This is a genomic window from Mycolicibacterium sarraceniae (assembly GCF_010731875.1).
Lineage (GTDB): Bacteria > Actinomycetota > Actinomycetes > Mycobacteriales > Mycobacteriaceae > Mycobacterium > Mycobacterium sarraceniae.
On record NZ_AP022595.1, the window covers coordinates 17,947 to 34,544 of the forward strand.

Annotated in this window: 16 protein-coding genes; 6 read left to right on the forward strand and 10 right to left on the reverse strand. The window is 67.9% G+C overall.

The features are described from left to right. Position 1 precedes the first annotated feature (1 nt). Entirely contained in the window at positions 2 to 2,119 is a 2,118-nt protein-coding gene (ligA, locus tag G6N13_RS00100; protein ID WP_163694309.1) for an NAD-dependent DNA ligase LigA, read from the reverse strand. 43 nt (positions 2,120 to 2,162) lie between these two features. On the opposite strand from ligA, the gene G6N13_RS00105 reads away from it, so the two are divergent. Further along, complete coding sequence (locus G6N13_RS00105) at positions 2,163 to 2,570, forward strand: MmcQ/YjbR family DNA-binding protein (protein ID WP_163694310.1); 408 nt, start codon at positions 2,163 to 2,165, stop codon at positions 2,568 to 2,570. Positions 2,571 to 2,588: 18 nt separating this feature from the next. Continuing rightward, positions 2,589 to 3,122, forward strand: coding sequence for a GNAT family N-acetyltransferase (locus G6N13_RS00110; RefSeq protein WP_163694311.1), 534 nt, complete (start codon positions 2,589 to 2,591; stop codon positions 3,120 to 3,122). Here the strand turns inward: G6N13_RS00110 and G6N13_RS00115 are convergent. Continuing rightward, the gene (locus G6N13_RS00115) at positions 3,119 to 4,129 is read right to left on the reverse strand and encodes a methionine synthase (RefSeq protein ID WP_163694312.1); all 1,011 of its coding nucleotides are present in this window, start codon (positions 4,127 to 4,129) and stop codon (positions 3,119 to 3,121) included. The genes G6N13_RS00110 and G6N13_RS00115 overlap by 4 nt on opposite strands. A gap of 59 nt (positions 4,130 to 4,188) precedes the next feature. On the opposite strand from G6N13_RS00115, the gene G6N13_RS00120 reads away from it, so the two are divergent. Then, positions 4,189 to 4,827, forward strand: coding sequence for a sensor domain-containing protein (locus tag G6N13_RS00120; protein WP_163694313.1), 639 nt, complete (start codon positions 4,189 to 4,191; stop codon positions 4,825 to 4,827). A gap of 9 nt (positions 4,828 to 4,836) precedes the next feature. Here the strand turns inward: G6N13_RS00120 and G6N13_RS00125 are convergent, their stop codons facing one another. From G6N13_RS00125 to G6N13_RS00155, 7 genes are all read right to left on the reverse strand, one after another. Continuing rightward, positions 4,837 to 6,021, reverse strand: a complete 1,185-nt coding sequence (locus G6N13_RS00125; RefSeq protein WP_235677878.1) for an alpha/beta hydrolase family protein — start codon at positions 6,019 to 6,021, stop codon at positions 4,837 to 4,839. 11 nt (positions 6,022 to 6,032) lie between these two features. Beyond that, a complete protein-coding gene (mnmA, locus tag G6N13_RS00130) occupies positions 6,033 to 7,109 on the reverse strand; it encodes a tRNA 2-thiouridine(34) synthase MnmA (protein WP_163694314.1) in 1,077 nt (358 codons plus the stop codon). Continuing rightward, positions 7,106 to 8,311 carry a cysteine desulfurase family protein gene (locus G6N13_RS00135; protein ID WP_163694315.1) on the reverse strand — a complete coding sequence of 402 codons (1,206 nt, stop codon included), beginning with the start codon at positions 8,309 to 8,311 and terminating at the stop codon, positions 7,106 to 7,108. The genes mnmA and G6N13_RS00135 overlap by 4 nt, the downstream gene beginning before the upstream one ends. A 30-nt stretch (positions 8,312 to 8,341) precedes the next feature. Then, positions 8,342 to 9,178 (reverse strand): lysophospholipid acyltransferase family protein, encoded by an 837-nt coding sequence (locus G6N13_RS00140; RefSeq protein WP_163694316.1) that lies wholly within the window; start codon positions 9,176 to 9,178, stop codon positions 8,342 to 8,344. Then, positions 9,175 to 10,023 carry a GNAT family N-acetyltransferase gene (locus tag G6N13_RS00145; RefSeq protein ID WP_163694317.1) on the reverse strand — a complete coding sequence of 283 codons (849 nt, stop codon included), beginning with the start codon at positions 10,021 to 10,023 and terminating at the stop codon, positions 9,175 to 9,177. The genes G6N13_RS00140 and G6N13_RS00145 overlap by 4 nt, the downstream gene beginning before the upstream one ends. A gap of 132 nt (positions 10,024 to 10,155) precedes the next feature. Continuing rightward, the gene (locus G6N13_RS00150; RefSeq protein WP_163694318.1) at positions 10,156 to 11,112 is read right to left on the reverse strand and encodes an electron transfer flavoprotein subunit alpha/FixB family protein; all 957 of its coding nucleotides are present in this window, start codon (positions 11,110 to 11,112) and stop codon (positions 10,156 to 10,158) included. Between the two features lie 40 nt (positions 11,113 to 11,152). Further along, positions 11,153 to 11,944 (reverse strand): electron transfer flavoprotein subunit beta/FixA family protein, encoded by a 792-nt coding sequence (locus tag G6N13_RS00155; RefSeq protein WP_163694319.1) that lies wholly within the window; start codon positions 11,942 to 11,944, stop codon positions 11,153 to 11,155. 204 nt (positions 11,945 to 12,148) lie between these two features. Here G6N13_RS00155 and G6N13_RS00160 point away from each other — a divergent pair, with 204 nt between their 5' ends. The 3 genes from G6N13_RS00160 to G6N13_RS00170 are packed head-to-tail and all read left to right on the forward strand — an operon-like array spanning position 12,149 to position 15,740. Beyond that, positions 12,149 to 12,928 carry a class I SAM-dependent methyltransferase gene (locus G6N13_RS00160; RefSeq protein ID WP_163694320.1) on the forward strand — a complete coding sequence of 260 codons (780 nt, stop codon included), beginning with the start codon at positions 12,149 to 12,151 and terminating at the stop codon, positions 12,926 to 12,928. Next, the gene (locus G6N13_RS00165; protein ID WP_163694321.1) at positions 12,925 to 14,508 is read left to right on the forward strand and encodes a 1,4-alpha-glucan branching protein domain-containing protein; all 1,584 of its coding nucleotides are present in this window, start codon (positions 12,925 to 12,927) and stop codon (positions 14,506 to 14,508) included. The genes G6N13_RS00160 and G6N13_RS00165 overlap by 4 nt, the downstream gene beginning before the upstream one ends. After that, positions 14,505 to 15,740 carry a glycosyltransferase family 4 protein gene (locus G6N13_RS00170; RefSeq protein ID WP_163694322.1) on the forward strand — a complete coding sequence of 412 codons (1,236 nt, stop codon included), beginning with the start codon at positions 14,505 to 14,507 and terminating at the stop codon, positions 15,738 to 15,740. Before G6N13_RS00165 ends, G6N13_RS00170 begins: the two co-directional genes overlap by 4 nt. Before the next feature lie 96 nt (positions 15,741 to 15,836). Here G6N13_RS00170 and G6N13_RS00175 read toward each other — a convergent pair whose 3' ends face one another. Next, positions 15,837 to 16,583: an acyltransferase gene (locus G6N13_RS00175; RefSeq protein WP_163694323.1), complete on the reverse strand. Its 747-nt coding sequence runs from the start codon at positions 16,581 to 16,583 to the stop codon at positions 15,837 to 15,839. Positions 16,584 to 16,598 lie beyond the last annotated feature (15 nt).

A 16,598-nucleotide genomic window follows, 5' to 3' on the forward strand; every position in this document is an offset into this window, starting at 1 on the left:
CTCAGTCCGCCGCCTCTTCGGGCTCCTCGGACTCTTCGGGCGCGGGTGGCCCCTGCTCCAGCAGGGTGCGGAAGCCGTCCTCGTCGAGGATCGGCACACCCAGCTCGACGGCCTTGTCGTACTTCGAACCCGGCGCATCCCCGGCCACCACGAATGAGGTCTTCTTCGACACCGAGCCGACCGCCTTACCGCCGCGGGTGATAATGGCCTCCTTGGCCTCGTCGCGGGAGAACCCGGGCAGCGAGCCGGTCACCACAATCGAAAGTCCCTGCAGCGTCGGCGCTATCGCCGGGTCGCGAACATCTTCCATCCGCACGCCGGCGGCCTTCCACTTGTCGAGGATCGCACGGTGCCAGTCCACGTCGAACCACTCGATGAGCGCGGCGGCGATGGTCGGCCCGACGCCCTCGACATCGGCCAGCTGCTCCTCGGTGGCCGCCATGATCGCGTCGAGGCTGCCGAACGCGACAGCCAATGCGCGCGCGGCGGTCGGCCCGACATGCCGGATGGACAGCGACACCAGAATCCGCCACAAGGGGCGATCCTTGGCCTGGTGCAGGTTGATCAGGAACCGCGCGCCGTTGGCCGACAGGGCACCGTCTTTGGTCTTGAAGAAGTCCGACGTCAGCAGGTCGGCGCTGGTGAGGCCGAACAGATCGCCCTCGTCGCCGATGACCTTGGCGTTCAGCAGCGCCGTCGCCGCTTCGTAGCCGAGCCCTTCGATATCCAGTCCGCCACGGCCGGCCAGGTGGAAGACCCGCTCGCGCAACTGAGCGGGGCACGACCGCGAGTTCGGGCAACGGATGTCGACGTCACTTTCCTTGGCCGGGGCCAGCGGTGTCCCGCATTCCGGGCAATGGGTCGGCATTTCGAATTCATGTGCGCCATCAGGCCGCAGTTCGATGACCGGCCCGAGCACTTCGGGGATGACGTCGCCGGCCTTGCGGATCATCACGGTGTCGCCGATCCAGACACCTTTGCGCTTGACCTCCGAGCCGTTGTGCAGCGTGGCCATTTCGACGGTCGATCCGGCGATCTTCACCGGCGTCATCACCGCGTACGGGGTGACCCGGCCGGTGCGGCCGACGTTGACCTTGATGTCGAGCAGCGTGGTCTGGGCTTCCTCAGGGGGGTACTTGTAGGCGACCGCCCAGCGCGGCGTGCGCGACGTGGCGCCGAGGCGGCGCTGCTGGGCGAAGTCATCGACTTTGACGACGATGCCGTCGATTTCGTGCTCGATCTCGTGGCGGCGCTCGCCCCAGTAGGTGATCTTCTCCTCGACGGCGGCCAGTCCGGCCACCCGCGTGGTGCGCTCGGAAACCGGGAGCCCCCAGGCCTTCAACGCGAAGTAGGTGTCGTGCAACGTATCCGGGGTGAAGCCTTCGGTATAGCCAAGTCCGTGGCAGATCATCCGCAAGCGGCGCTTGGCAGTGACCGCTGGATTCTTCTGCCGCAATGAGCCGGCCGCGCTGTTACGCGGGTTGGCGAACGGCGCCTTGCCCTCTTCGACCAGCCCGGCATTGAGGTTTTCGAAGTCGGCGAGCCGGAAGAACACCTCCCCGCGCACTTCGAGAACCGCAGGTATCGGGTATTCCTCTGAGGCGGTGAGGGTTTCGGGGATATCGACGATGGTCCGGGCGTTGTTGGTGACGTCCTCGCCAACCCGGCCGTCGCCGCGGGTGGCCGCGCGCTCCAGCCGCCCGTCCCGATACACCAGGCCGATGGCCACCCCGTCGATCTTGAGCTCGCAGAGGTACTGAGGGTCGCGGCCGATCTCGGCCTCCACCCGGTTGGACCAGGCCGCCAGTTCCTCGGTGTTGAACACGTCGTCCAGCGACAGCATCCGCTCCAGATGGGCGGCCTCGGCGAAATCGGTGGCGAAGCCCGCGCCACCCACCAGCTGGGTCGGCGAGTCGGCGACCTCTAGTTCCGGGTAGCGCTCCTCGAGTGCGAGCAGCTCATTGAACAGCGTGTCGAAGTCGGCGTCGGCGATGATCGGCGCGTCCTTGATGTAGTACCGGAACTGATGCTCACGCACCTCTTCGGCGAGGTCCTGCCAGCGCCGGCGCACATCCGGATCGACGGGGTCGGTCGCGTGATCGGACGTCTCTGAAGCCACTCTGGCAGGCTAGTCGAGCACACCGACGTGGCAATCTTGAGCCATGTCGCATCCGATCATGTTCGACGACGCCGACCCGATCCTGGCCAGGCTGCGCACGATCGCACTGGGATTTCCCGAGGCGGTCGAAAAGATCTCGCACGGTCGGCCGACGTTCTCGGCGCCGAAGATGTTCGCGATCTACGGCGGCAGCCGCAAGAATCCCGATGGCCCGCATACGCCTTATGACCATGCCCTGCTGGTGAAGGTCGATGACAGCGAGCGCGAAGCGCTTCAGGACGATCCCCGCTTCTTCTACCCGGCCTATCTGGGCCCGTACGGCTGGCTGGGTTTGGACTTCGATGCCGCGAAGGTCGACTGGGCCGAAGTGAAAGAGCTTGCGGACGCGTCGTTTCGGCTGCAGGCGCCGGCGGCCATTGCCTGGCCGCGGGGGAACAGTGCCGCCTCGTAGTTGCCCAGCGCCGCTTCGATGTCGTGCGGATGGCCGGCGATCGCCGCGCCGAGTTCGGCGCCGTCGAGCATCGCCAGGTTTGCACCGTCGCTGCTGCGCCCGTGGCAGGTCAACGATGCCGCAGCTCTTGTAGAGGCATTCCTCGATCCGGGTATCCAGCGCTGGCACGCACACCGAGCCGACTCCCTGAGTGAGGCGCGCCAGTGGATCGGCGAATGTGTGGACGGATGGGCCACCGGGTCCCAGTTGAATTGGGCGTTGACCAATAACGCGAGCAACGAGCTGCTGGGGCGCGCGTCGTTGAAAGCGGTCAATCTCGATGACGGCTCGGCCGAACTCGCATACTGGATCACTCCGGCTTGGCGGGGCCGCGGGTTGTGCCCGAGCGCCCTGATCGCGCTGTGCCACACTTCCTGCCGAGTAGCCGTCAAGGCTGGATTTCAGGAGGAGGGCAACCCCAGACCGTCAACTCGCGGCACGACAGTCGGCCGCATGCACCGAGAATGTCCAAAAACTGTGCATAGGAACCACACTCGGCACCGCCGCGTTTAGATCGCTTCGGGGTCCTCGGTGACGGCGTCGCCGGCCCGCTGGCACAGGCCGATCGCGACGCGAGCCCACTGCGCGGTCGCACCGGCCAGCCCGCACGCCGGGCTGATGCCGACGCGACCGCGAACCGAACTGCGGGAGAAGCCGATCCGATCGGTGATCACAACCGCTGCCGCAGCCACCTCCTCGGCCGACGACCGCTTCGCCGGCGCGCTCGTCGGCACCAGGCCGAAGACCACGGTGCGGCCCGAGTCGAGGAACTCCCCCAGCCCATCAAAGTCGGCCTCACCCAGCGTGCACACGTCCACCGAAACCGCATTGATCGCGCTGCGCTGCAGGACATTCCACGGCAATTCGGGCGAGCAGCTGTGCAGCAGCACCTCGGTGCCGGCACCGGCCACGCACTCATCGAGCAGACCGATCGCCAGCGGCTCGTCGACCGGATGCACCGTGTTGAGCGCACTGACCCCGCTCAACCGGCCGGCCAGCGCGGCGAACAGCACCGGCTCGTCGTACTGCACCACCACCGTCGTCGCCAACCGCCGCGCCACCTCGGCGCGGTGCCGCCCTACCCCCTCGGCCAGCGAAGACGTCAGGTCGCGGACGGCCCCGGCGTCGGTGAGCGCCCGATGGCCGTTGCCGAGCTCCAGCTGGGCGGCCAGCGTGATCGGGCCGGGTGCCTGGATCTTGACCGGGCGCCCCGACCCGGGTCCGCCGGCCTTCTCCCACGCTTCCTCAAGGGCGTCGATGTCCTCGTCGAGCAGGCTCTTGGCCCGGCGGGTGACAGCACCTGGCCGGGCGACGATGCGGTAGCCGCGCGGAACGGTGTCGATGGCGATGTCGACCAGCAGCGCGCCGGCGCGGCCGATCATGTCCGCACCCACGCCACGGGCCGGCAACTCGACCAGGTGCGGCAGCCGGTGCAGTTCCCCGACGATGATTTCGGCGGCCTCTCGCGGCGAAGAGCCCGGCCACGAACCCATCCCGGTGCCCGCCGCGAAATCACTCACCGGCCAACCGTATTGGAAGGCCCGGCGACAGCACTGCACCGGGGGCCTACCGCGAGGTCATGACGGTGCGGGCGGGGCTGGTCTGTTGCGCGGCGGCAGCCGTGCTGACCGGCTGCACCCACTGGCTCGACGGCGACGGGCTGCGCGCCTTGAGCGAGCCGCCGTATCGCCCACCCGGGATCGTCGACGTGGACCAGGTGCTGCTCACCCAGGCGCAGCTGCAGGCCATCACTGGTGGCGGCCAGGACCTGACGATCATTGCGACCATGGACGGCACAGCGCCGGTCGACATCGAGCCACTCGCCGCATCGGTCCCCACCGATTGCCGCTTCCTGTTCGCCGAGACCGACACCTTCGGCACCGATGTCGAGGACTTTCACAAGACCAGCTTTCAGCACCCGGCCCGGCGCGCGCTGATCTCGGAGGCGGCCGCCGCCTATCGCGACGATGCCAGCGCACGGCAGGCGTTCAACAGCCTCTCGACCACGGTGCATCGCTGCGAGGCCGGTCCGATGGGGCCGTATCTGGTCGGAGAAGTCACCGCGGACACCGAATCGCTGCGCACCCGACCGGGCCGGTGCGGGCGCGACTACCGACTCAAAGCCTCGGTACTGGTGGAAGTGACACTCTGCACGTATCCGGAGTCGGTCCCCGAAATCGTGATGTCCAACATCCTCAACAAAATTCCGGCCAATTGAGGCCCGACCTCAGCCGGCAAACGCCTTTCGCAGAAACGGTGTCGAGTCGGGCAGGGAGGCCAGCACGGTGCCGCTGTGGTCTTCTTCGGGATAGACGCGCAGCGTGACGTTCTCGTTGTTGGCGACGAGTTGGTCGTAGAACGACAGCGTTGAGGCCGGGGGGACGTCGCGGTCGAGCAGGCCTACACCGAGGAAGATCGGCCGGTCGAAACCCGTCGATGGGGTGCCCATGAAGTCGTGCAGCGCCTGCGCCATACCCGGGATCGAATTCAGCGGCGCGGTGAAGAACTGTGCCGGTTTCAGATGCGCGAGCTCATCGGAAAGGGCATGGACGCAGAGGGTTTCGGCACGGTTGGCGGCGTTCAGTCCGGCGGGACTGAGAACGCTGTCAATGTTCAGGTCAGGGCGGACCTCGCGAAGGGCGGCCAGAACGTAGGCCGCGTAGGCGTTGGCAATCGGGCCGAGTTCAGGAATCTTGAAATCTGGGCCGGCCTCTTGGATGAGTTTGTCGATATTGGCCGGGGTTCCGGTCGCGACGACGGCGCGGTAGTCCAGGCCGCTGCCTTGACTGAACTCGGTGGCCCAGCGCGCGCTGCTGATCGCGGCACCGCCGCCTTGGGACTGGCCGACGATCGCCCATTGCGGTGACAGGGGCAGGCCCATCCGGTAAGCGGCGATCACCGAGTCGATCACGTTGTGGGCGGTGGCGACGCTGTTGAGGTAACTCATCAGGCCAGGGGTGCCAAGCCCGACGTAGTCGCTCGCGACCACCGCATAGCCCTGTGCGAGCCAGTGCGACAGGTATTCGTCGTCACGCGCGCTGCGCGGCAGCGCCGAGGGGGTGCAGTCGTCGCCGAGACCCACAGTCCCGTGCGCCCAGGCGATGATCGGGAACCCGCCGTCAGGAGCCGGCCCCGGCGGCAGGAACACCGCGGCGGTGCTGACAGCGGGCTGGCCGTGTTGGTTGAGCGTGGAGTAGAGCACGCGGTAGGCCGCGCCGGCGCCGCGGACCGACAGCGCCGGATCCAGCGGAACCGACTCTATGGTGTTTCCCGGCGGCGGTATCGGGCCGTCGTAGAACCGGGCATCCAGACCGGACCAGCGCGGCACGTCCGCGTGGCTGACGGCGATCGGGAGCACGCACAACGCCGCAATCAGCAGCGTCGACATCCAGGCAAGGCGTTGCCACCTCATGGCGCGGAGGATCAACGACCGAGGGTAATCGTCGCGCTGGCGATGACTTCGTCACCGGCCGGATCGGGTCGGTAGAGCACGAGCGTCTGGCCCGGTGCCACACCGCGGATCGGGGTCCGCAGCGCGACCCTCAGCTCGTCACCCACGACTTCGGCCACAGCGGGGACCACGCCGCCGTGTGCCCGGACCTGCACCTCGCACTCCACCGGACCCTGCGGCATGACACCGGAGGTGAATACCGGCTGAGTGCCGGTCAGCGACCGAATCTCGAGATCTTCTTTCGCGCCCACCCGCACCGTCTGGGATTCGGCGTCGATCGCGGTGACGTAGCGCGGCAGGCCATCAGGTCCGGGCCCGGCGATACCGAGTCCCTTGCGCTGGCCGATGGTGAACCCGTGCACACCGTCGTGCTCGGCCAGGACGGCCCCGCTGGCGTCGTCGACGACCGTCCCGCGCCGCACGCCGATCCGGGCGCCGAGGAAGGCCTGGGTGTCTCCGGAGGGGATGAAGCAGATGTCGTGGCTGTCGGGCTTTTCGGCTACCGACAGGCCGCGGCGGGCAGCCTCTTCGCGGATCGCCGGCTTGGGGGTGTCCCCGATCGGGAACGCGGCGTGGCGTAGCTGCCGGGCGCTCAGCACGCCCAGCACGTAGGACTGGTCCTTGTCGACGTCGACCGCGCGGCGCAGCCGGCCCTGCGACAGCCGGGCGTAGTGGCCGGTGGCCACCACATCGAAGCCCAGCGCCAGCGCCTTGACGGCCAGCGCGGAGAACTTGATCTTCTCGTTGCACCGCACACACGGGTTCGGTGTCTCGCCGCGCTCGTAGGACGCGACGAAGTCGTCGATCACGTCCTCGGCGAACCTGTCGGCGAAATCCCAGACGTAGAACGGGATTCCGAGCACATCAGCAACCCGTCGGGCGTCGCCGGCATCCTCCTTGGAGCAGCAACCGCGCGAACCGGTACGCAGTGCGCCGGGCGCCTTGGACAGTGCCAGGTGCACACCGACGACCTCGTGTCCGGCGTCGACCATCCGGGCCGCGGCCACCGACGAGTCGACGCCGCCGCTCATCGCGGCCAGCACCCTCATCGCAGCGCTCCCAGTGCCGAACTGGCCAGTGCGGCCTGACGGGCCCGCTCGACGACCGCGGGCAGCACCCGCAGCACGGCGTCGATGTCGGCCTCGGCGCTGGTGTGACCCAACGAGAATCGCAGCGAGCCGCGGGCGGCTTCGGCGTCGGCGCCCATAGCCAGCAGAACATGCGACGGCTGGGCCACACCGGCCGTGCACGCCGAGCCGGTGGAGCATTCGATTCCGTTGGCGTCCAACAACATCAGTAGGGAGTCACCCTCGCAACCGCGGAAGGTGAAGTGGGTGTTGCCCGGCAGCCGGCGATCACCAACGGCTCCATTGAGATGCGTGTCGGCGATGGAGCCCAAGACCCCGTTGATGAACCGCTCGCGCAACGTCCGCAGGCGCGCGCCAGTGACGTCCAGCGTGGCGACGGAGACGTCGAGAGCCGCCGCCATCGCGACCGCACCTGCGACATCCGGTGTGCCGGAACGGATATCGCGTTCCTGACCGCCGCCGTGCAGCAACGGGACGCAGGCGGTGGTGCGGCGCAGCAGCAGGGCGCCGACGCCGGTGGGTCCGCCGAATTTGTGGGCGGCCAGGCTCATCGCCGACAGGCCGGAGGCGGCGAAGTCGACGGGGAGATGGCCGGCCACCTGCACGGCGTCGCTGTGGATCGGCACGCCGAATTCGGCGGCCACGGCGGCCAGCTCAGCGATCGGCATGACCGTGCCAACCTCGTTGTTGGCCCACATCACCGAGACCACCGCCACGTCATCGTGCGCCTGCAGCACCTCGCGCAGCGCCCCGGCGGTCACCGAGCCGTCGCGCTCGGTGGGCAGGAACGTCACCTCGGCACCCTCGTGCTCGGCGAGCCAGGTGACCGCGTCGAGGACCGCATGGTGTTCGACGGCGGTGGTGACGATGCGGCGGCGGGTCGGCTCGGCGTCGCGACGTGCCCAGTAGCTGCCCTTGACGGCGAGGTTGTCACTCTCGGTGCCGCCGGCGGTGAAGATCACTTCGGACGGGCGGGCACCTAGCCGGGCCGCGATGCTCTCCCGAGCCTCTTCCATCCGGCGCCGGGCGTCGCGGCCCGCTGTGTGCAGCGAGGAGGCGTTACCGGCGGTGGCCAGGGCGGCCGTCATCGCCTCGATGGCAGCAGGATGCATCGGGGTGGTGGCAGCGTGGTCGAGATACACCGGACCGGTGGTCGGGCTCATAGCCCGTCCAGGATACCGGCCCCCGCAGGCCTATCCAGCCAGGCCGTGAGCGTGCTCGAAGCGCGGTGCGATCTGCCCACGCACCGCCACCTCGCAGCGGGCGGCCAGTTCGCGCCGGTCGGCGCCGGGCAGCTCCAGGGAGGTGACCTCGACGTCGACGACGGTCAGCCGGGCCCGAACCGTGCGGCTCAGCGACTGCCACAGCGTGTCATCCCCGACGAACGCCGCCACCGTCGAGGGCCGTCCGTCGCGGTGGTGATAGGTCAGCCGCAACGGCTGGACCGGCCGGCCCGAGTCGACGGCGGCCTGGAACATCGCCGGACGGAACTGGCCGTAAGCCAGTCCGCACCAGGTGGTGCCCTCCGGGAAGGCGACGACGGTCTGCCCGTTGCGCAGCCGATCGGCCACCTGTGCGACCACGTGCGGCAGCCTGCGCAGGCTGCCGCGGTCGATGGGGATGACCTTCATGATCCGCGCGGCGAGCCCGACGGCGGGCCAGTCGATCAGGTCGGCCCGAGCAACAAAGGCACCGGGCAGTACCGAGCCGATGATGAAGATGTCGATCCAGGAGACGTGGCCGCTGACCACCAGGACGCCCCGCAGGTTCCGAATGGGGCCGCCCGACACGGTGATTCGCACGCCGAGACAGCGCAAGAAGGTCCGGCAGTACGCCCGCTGGATGCGTCCCCGCCCGGGCAGCGGCACCGCCAGCAGCGGCACCATCAGCAACAGCATCAGCGTCGCGGAGATGCGCAGCGTGGCGCGCACCGTCACGATCACCCGCCGTGCCGGGGGCGCGCCACCGGCACGCACACAGCTGTCGTCACACAGCGCCCGGGGCAACCAGGCGTGATCCTGAACTGTCATGCTGTCTCCCCCATACCGCCGGCCATCTCGCTGGCCGCCGAGACTGACCGCAACCGGGTGAGGTAGCGGACGTCGGCATCCCGTTTGTCCAGCAGCGCGGGGAAATCGCCGACACCGAACTCCGGATCGTGGGCCGGCTCACCGCAGACCCGGGCGCCCAGCCGCAGGTAGCCGCGCATCAGGGGCGGGATCGTCGGCCGGGCCGGGGGCTCGATGTCGTCGAGGCCGACGCCGTCGAGAACGATCGGCCGGTACGGGTACACCGTGTGCTCGGGGGCCGCGGCATGGCGGCGCAGCACGAGGTCGCGGACCCCGCGGACCTGAGAGCCGGGAGCTGCCGCCGGGTCTTCTGGGTGAGTCGGCACCGAGACGCAGCCGGTGACATAGTCGTAGCCGCAGCGGTCCAGGTAGGCCAGGATGCCAGCCCACATGAGCAGCACCACCGCGCCGTTGCGGTGGTCGCCGCGCACGACCGCCCGGCCCATCTCCACCAGCGACGGCCGTAGCGCGTCCAGTGCGCTGACATCGAATTCCGTTGCGGTGTAGAGACTTCCGGCAGCAATCGCGCCGGGCGGCGGCAACATGCGGTAGCACCCGACGATCTCACCCGAGAGGTCTTCACGAACCAGAAGGTGGTCGCAGAATTCGTCGAAGCGATCCGCGTCACGGCCGTCGCCATCGGCGGGCAGGGTGTAACCGGGTTCAGTGGTGAACACCTGATAGCGCAGCCGCTGGGCCGCGTCGATGAGGGTGGGGTCGGTGGACAGCAGGAGCGAGTAGCGGGGGCCGCGCACGGCGGCAGTCTCGTTCTGGTCCGGGGCTATGAGTACAGAGGCAGTGCTCATAGCTGAACGGTCGCTGAGGCGTTCGGCGGGCTGACAACGCCCGCGTGACGTGTTCGTGCACTCTCGATGACCAATAGATGCGAGAAGCCCCCGAACACCGGAAACCGGTGCCGGGGGCTTTTCGGACGTTAATTAACCCTTGCGGGCCTTGACCGCCTCGGTCAGCTGCGGGGTGACGTTGAACAGGTCGCCCACGATGCCGTAATCGGCGATCTCGAAGATCGGAGCTTCCTCGTCCTTGTTCACCGCGATGATCGTCTTCGCCGTCTGCATACCGGCGCGGTGCTGGATCGCCCCGGAGATGCCCAGCGCGATGTACAGCTGCGGCGAGACCGTCTTGCCGGTCTGCCCCACCTGGAACTGGCCCGGGTAGTAGCCGGAATCAACGGCGGCACGCGAAGCCCCGACGGCACCGCCCAGCGAATCGGCCAGGTCCTCGACGACCGTGAACTTCTCGGCGCTGCCGACACCACGGCCACCGGAGACCACAACGCTGGCCTCGGTGAGCTCCGGACGGTCGCCGGCCACGGCGGGCTCACGCTTGGTGATCTTGGTGGCGTTCTCGTCCTGAGCCGGCACCTCGACGCTGACCTGCTCGCCGGCACCGGCCTCAGGTGCCGCGTCAACCGCGCCGGGACGCAGGGTGATCACCGGGGTGTCGCCGTTGGCCTTGGCCTCGACGGTGAAAGCACCGCCGAAGATCGAGTGGATGCCCACCCCGCCTTCTTTGACCTCGATCACGTCGGACAGCACACCCGCACCGGTGCGGGCGGCCAACCGGCCGGCGATCTCCTTGCCGTCGGCGTTGGCGGCCAGCAGCACCGCGGCCGGAGCGGCCGACTCCACCAGCGACGCCAGAACGTCGACGAACGGGGTGATCAGGTAGCCCTCGGCGTCAGCCGATTCGGCGACGTAGATCTTGGCCGCACCGGCGGCCTTGAGATCATCGACCAGCGGCGCGGCGGTGCCTTCGGCACCGATCACGACGGCAGCGGGCTCGCCCAGTGCGCGGGCGGCGGTGATGAGCTCGGCGGTGACTTTCCTCACCGCACCTTCGGCGTGCTCGACGAGCACAAGTACTTCAGCCATAGCTGTTCAGCCTCTTAGTCTTTCGGGTCCGGGGAAGGAACTAGATAATCTTCTGGGCAACCAGGTACTCGGCGATCTTCTTGCCGCCTTCGCCCTCGTCGGTGATCTTCTCGCCCGCGGTCTTCGGCGGCTTCGGCGTGGACGCCGTCACCGTCGTGCCGGCGTTGGCCAGGCCGACCTCGTCGCCCTCGACACCGATCTCGGCCAGCGTGAGGGTGGCTACTTCCTTCTTCTTCGCGGCCATGATGCCCTTGAAGGACGGGAAGCGCGGCTCGTTGATCTTCTCGGTGACGCTGATGACCGCGGGCAGCGAGGCCTCGACGGTGAACACGCCGTCGTCGGTCTCCCGCTCGCCGGTGATCTTGCCGCCCTCGACGGTGACCTTGCGCAGGTGCGTCAGCTGGGGCAGGCCCAGGTACTCGGCGATGATCGCCGGAACCGCACCACCGGTGCCGTCGGTGGCCTCGTTACCGGCGATGACCAGCTCGGTGCCCTCGATAGCGCCCAGCGCGCGCGCCAGGGCCCATCCGGTCTGCACCATGTCGGAGCCGTGCAGGCCGGCATCCAGCAGATGCACGGCCTTGTCGGCACCCATCGACAGTGCCTTGCGGATCGCCTCGGTAGCGCGCTCCGGGCCGGCGGTCAGCACGGTCACGGTGCCCTCGCCGCCCTCTTTTTCCTTGATCAGCAGGGCTTCTTCGACCGCGCGCTCGTTGATCTCGTCCAGCACGGCGTCCGCGGCGTCGCGATCGAGCGTGTAGTCACCGTCGGACAGCTTGCGCTCGGACCACGTGTCTGGGACCTGTTTGATCAGGACCACGATGTTCGTCATGAGTCTTCTACGTCCTCCTGGCAGGCGTCTTGCGACCAGGGAAGGTCGCAAGACTTTTGGTCATTCCGCAATTCACATCATGTTACTGGGGAGTAACTTAGAGTGGTTCGCAGAAACACCATAGCTGGTCGAAGTTTGTGTATTGGCAGCCCATAGGTACCGAGCAGTTCGCGAACAGCCGACTTCGGGTTAGCCTGCCTTGCAATGAGCGCATTCGTGACTGACGCAGGTGACAGCGGGCTGCCGCTGACCGGCGAGCGGACCATCCCCGGGCTGGCGGAAGAGAACTACTGGTTCCGCCGCCATGAGGTGGTTTACGGCCGCCTGTTGGACCTTTGCGCAGGTCGGGATGTGCTCGAGGCGGGTTGCGGCGAGGGCTACGGCGCCGATTTGATCGCCTCGGTTGCCCGCCAGGTGGTGGCCGTGGACTACGACGAGGCCACCGTGGCCCACGTGCAGGCTCGCTACCCCCGGGTGAAAATGCTGGCGGGCAATCTAGCCGCCCTCCCGCTGCCCGATGCCTCGGTTGACGTTGTGGTGAACTTCCAGGTCATCGAGCATTTGTGGGATCAGCCACAGTTTGTCGCCGAATGCGCGCGGGTGCTGCGACCTCGCGGTTTGTTGTTGATGTCGACCCCGAATCGGATCACCTTCTCCCCCGGCCGTGACACCCCGATCAACCCTTTCCACACCCGCGAGCTCAACGCCGCGGAATTGGCCGAGTTGCTGACCGACGGCGGCTTCTTCGACGTGCAGTCGATGAGTGGGGTGTTTCACGGCCCGGGCCTGGTCGCGCTCGACGAGCGCCACGGCGGCTCGATCATCGACGCCCAGATCGAACGCGCGCTGGCCGACGCCGCGTGGCCCGAGGACCTGCTGGCCGATGTGGCGGCGGTGCGCTGCGAAGACTTCGACCTGCTGGATTCCGGACAGCGCGATATCGACGACAGCCTGGATCTGGTGGCGATCGCGGTGCGCGCATGAGCGACGCTTGCGGAGCGAATCAACAGGAGAGCGCGAGCCCAATACCCGGCCAGTTCACCCTGGTCCTGCACACCCACCTGCCGTGGCTGGCCCATCACGGCCGCTGGCCCGTCGGCGAGGAATGGCTCTACCAATCGTGGTCGGCGGCCTACCTCCCGCTGATGCGGGTGCTGCGCACCCTGGCCGCCGAAGGCCGCCGCGGCGTGCTCACCCTGGGTATGACGCCGGTGGTCACCGCCCAGCTCGACGACCCCTACTGCCTGGACGGTATGCACCGCTGGCTGGCTAACTGGCAGCTGAGGGCGCTAGAGGCCGCAAACCTACGCACCCCGACCGGTGCCGAGTCCGGTACCGCCACCGCCCCGGAAGCATTGCGCGAGTTCGGCATTCGGGAGTACGACGAAGCCAGCCGTGCGATCGAGGAGTTCGGCACGCTATGGCGGCACGGTGCCAGCCCATTGCTGCGCGAGCTGATCGACGCCGGCACCGTGGAATTGCTCGGCGGCCCACTGGCCCACCCGTTCCAGCCGCTGCTCAACCCGCGGCTGCGTGAATTCGCCCTGCGCGAGGGGCTGGCCGACGCCGGTCAGCGCTTCAATCACACGCCGAAGGGCATCTGGGCGCCCGAATGTGCTTATGCCCCAGGCATGGAACATGACTACGCGGCCGCGGGCGTCGGGCACTTCATGGTCGACGGGCCCTCACTGCACGGCGACACCACCCTGGGCCGGCCGGTCGGGTCGACGGATGTGGTGGCGTTCGGCCGCGACCTACAGGTCAGCTACCGGGTGTGGTCGCCGAAGTCGGGCTACCCCGGCCATGCCGCCTACCGCGACTTCCACACCTACGACCACCTCACCGGCCTCAAGCCCGCCCGGGTCACCGGCCGCAATGTGGACTCCGACGCGAAGGCGCCGTATGACCCGCAGCGCGCCGAGGCGGCGATCGACGCGCACGTCGCGGATTTCGTTGGCGTGGTTCGCCAGCGGCTGATCTCCGAATCGGAGCGCATCGGCCGTCCGGCCCACGTCGTCGCCGCCTTCGACACCGAGTTGTTCGGACATTGGTGGTACGAGGGACCGATCTGGCTCGCGCGACTGCTGCGCGCACTGCCCGGGGCCGGTGTGCACGTCGGAACCCTGAACGACGCGCTGGCCGGCGGGTATGTCGGCACACCCGTCGAATTACCGCCCAGCTCTTGGGGATCCGGCAAGGACTGGCAGGTGTGGTCCGGTGAACAGGTGGCCGATCTGGTCCAGCTGAACACTGAGGTGGTCGAGACCGCACTGGCAACCATCGACAAGGCATTGGCGCACGACGTTTCCCCGGGAAGGGATTTCGTCGCCGATCAGATCCTGCGCGAGACACTGCTGACCGTGTCCAGCGACTGGCCGTTCATGGTCAGCAAGGATTCCGCGGCCGATTACGCCCGCTATCGGGCGCATCTACACGCGCATGCCGCGCGGGAGATCTCCGATGCGCTGGCCTCGGGACGCCGTGACGCGGCAGAGCGGCTGGCCGCCGGCTGGAACCGCGCCGACGGTTTGTTCGGCGCTCTCGACGCGAGGCGGCTGCCGTGAAGATCCTGATGGTGTCGTGGGAATACCCGCCGGTGATCATCGGCGGTCTGGGCCGGCATGTCTACCAACTCGCGACCGCGCTGGCCGCCGACGGCCACGACGTGGTGGTGCTGTCTCGTCGCCCGTCGGGCACCGATCCCAGCACGCATCCGACCACCGACGAGGTCCACGAGGGTGTGCGGGTGATCGCCGCCGCCCAAGATCCGCACGAGTTTGAATTCGGCACCGATCTGATGGCGTGGACCCTGGCGATGGGGCATGCGATGACCCGCGCAGGGCTGACCCTGCACGCCAAGGGTTGGCAGCCAGACGTGGTGCACGCCCACGACTGGCTGGTCGCCCACCCGGCGATCGCACTAGCCGAATTCTTCGACGTACCAATGGTTTCCACAGTTCACGCCACCGAAGCCGGTCGACATTCCGGCTGGGTTTCCGGGCAGATCAGCCGCCAGGTGCACGCCGTGGAGTCGTGGTTCGTCCGGGAGTCCGATTCGCTGATCGCCTGCTCGGCGTCAATGTCGGACGAGATCACCGACCTGTTCGGCCCCGATCTCGGTGAGATCGTCGTCATCCGTAACGGAATCGATTCGAGCCGTTGGCCGTTCGCACCTCGCCGCGCTCGCACCGGACCACCGGAGCTGTTGTACATCGGTCGGCTGGAATACGAGAAGGGCGTGCACGAGGCGATCGCCGCACTCCCCCGCATCCGGCGCACCCATCCCGGCACCACGGTGACGATCGCCGGTGACGGCACCCAGCAGGACTGGCTCGTCGAGGTGGCCCGAAAGCACAAGGTGCTCAAAGCGGTTCGCTTCGTCGGCCGAGTCGACCACGACGAGCTGCTGCGCTTGTTGCATCAGACCGATGCCGCGGTGCTGCCCAGTCACTACGAGCCGTTCGGCATCGCCGCCCTGGAAGCCGCCGCGGCCGGGGCACCGTTGGTCACCTCCAACGTCGGCGGGCTCGGCGAGGCCGTCATCGACGGCGAGACCGGGGTGTCCTTCCCGCCGCGCGATGTGGCGGCGCTGGCCGACGCGGTGCGCCGCGTCCTCGACGATCCTGCAGCCGCACAACAGCGGGCGAACGCCGCACGGGCACGGCTGAACTCCGATTTCGACTGGCACACGGTGGCCGCCGAGACGGCCCAGGTCTATCTGGCCGCCAAGCGCCACGAACGCGATCCGCTGCCCCGCCGGCCGATTATCGAGCACGCGTTGCCGGGACGCTCATGATTCTGCGGTCAGCGCATCGGTTCTGCGGTTAGCGCGTAGGTCTTCGGCGTGTCGTCGTTTCGAGCGCAGACTCGATGTCGGCGCGCAGCACCGAACCTAAGCCTGTAGACGAGAAGCCTTCTTGCGCTCTATGTCGGCCAGCGCAGCGGCCAGCTCGGCACGCTGGGCAGCGGAGGTGTCCCAGGCCAGTTTGCGGTTCTTGACCACCTTCGCCGGTGAGCCGACGGCGATGGAGAAATCCGGGATGTCGCCCTTGACCACGGCGTGGGCCCCGAGCACACAACCGCGCCCGACCGTGGTGCCCCGCAGCACGGTCACCTTCGCCGCGATCCAGGTGTCCGGGCCGATGCGGACCGGGCTCTTGACGATGCCCTGGTCCTTGATCGGCATCTCGATGTTGTCCATCTTGTGGTCGAAGTCGCAGACGTAGCACCAGTCGGCCATCAGCGCCGAGTCACCCAGCTCGATGTCCAGGTAGCAGTTGATGACGTTGTCGCGGCCCAGCACCACCTTGTCGCCGAAGCGTAGCGATCCCTCATGGGCGCGGATGGTGTTCTTGTCCCCGATGTGCACCCAGCGGCCGATCTCCAGCTGGGCCAGCTCGGGGGTGGCGTGGATCTCGACGTTCTTGCCGAGGAACACCATGCCCCGGGTGATGATGTGCGGGTTGGCCAGCTTGAACTTCAGCAGCCGCCAGTAGCGCACCAGGTACCAGGGCGTATACGCCTTATTGGCGATAACCCAGCGCAGCGAATCCTTGGTCAGGAACTTGGCCTGGCGCGGATCACGCAGGCGCGAGCCCACCCACCGCTTGTGGATCGGCGAACCCCACATCGACGTCATGGGCTGAGAGCCTAA

Excerpts from the sequence above, each read along its gene's own strand:
- G6N13_RS00105 (WP_163694310.1), top strand. The coding sequence starts at position 2,163 with ATGTCGCATCCGATCATGTTCGACGACGCCGACCCGATCCTGGCCAGG.
- G6N13_RS00110 (WP_163694311.1), top strand. The coding sequence starts at position 2,589 with ATGTCGTGCGGATGGCCGGCGATCGCCGCGCCGAGTTCGGCGCCGTCG.
- G6N13_RS00120 (WP_163694313.1), top strand. The coding sequence starts at position 4,189 with ATGACGGTGCGGGCGGGGCTGGTCTGTTGCGCGGCGGCAGCCGTGCTG.
- G6N13_RS00125 (WP_235677878.1), bottom strand. The coding sequence starts at position 6,021 with ATGAGGTGGCAACGCCTTGCCTGGATGTCGACGCTGCTGATTGCGGCG.
- mnmA (WP_163694314.1), bottom strand. The coding sequence starts at position 7,109 with ATGAGGGTGCTGGCCGCGATGAGCGGCGGCGTCGACTCGTCGGTGGCC.
- G6N13_RS00135 (WP_163694315.1), bottom strand. The coding sequence starts at position 8,311 with ATGAGCCCGACCACCGGTCCGGTGTATCTCGACCACGCTGCCACCACC.
- G6N13_RS00140 (WP_163694316.1), bottom strand. The coding sequence starts at position 9,178 with ATGACAGTTCAGGATCACGCCTGGTTGCCCCGGGCGCTGTGTGACGAC.
- G6N13_RS00145 (WP_163694317.1), bottom strand. The coding sequence starts at position 10,023 with ATGAGCACTGCCTCTGTACTCATAGCCCCGGACCAGAACGAGACTGCC.
- G6N13_RS00150 (WP_163694318.1), bottom strand. The coding sequence starts at position 11,112 with ATGGCTGAAGTACTTGTGCTCGTCGAGCACGCCGAAGGTGCGGTGAGG.
- G6N13_RS00155 (WP_163694319.1), bottom strand. The coding sequence starts at position 11,944 with ATGACGAACATCGTGGTCCTGATCAAACAGGTCCCAGACACGTGGTCC.
- G6N13_RS00160 (WP_163694320.1), top strand. The coding sequence starts at position 12,149 with ATGAGCGCATTCGTGACTGACGCAGGTGACAGCGGGCTGCCGCTGACC.
- G6N13_RS00165 (WP_163694321.1), top strand. The coding sequence starts at position 12,925 with ATGAGCGACGCTTGCGGAGCGAATCAACAGGAGAGCGCGAGCCCAATA.
- G6N13_RS00175 (WP_163694323.1), bottom strand. The coding sequence starts at position 16,583 with ATGACGTCGATGTGGGGTTCGCCGATCCACAAGCGGTGGGTGGGCTCG.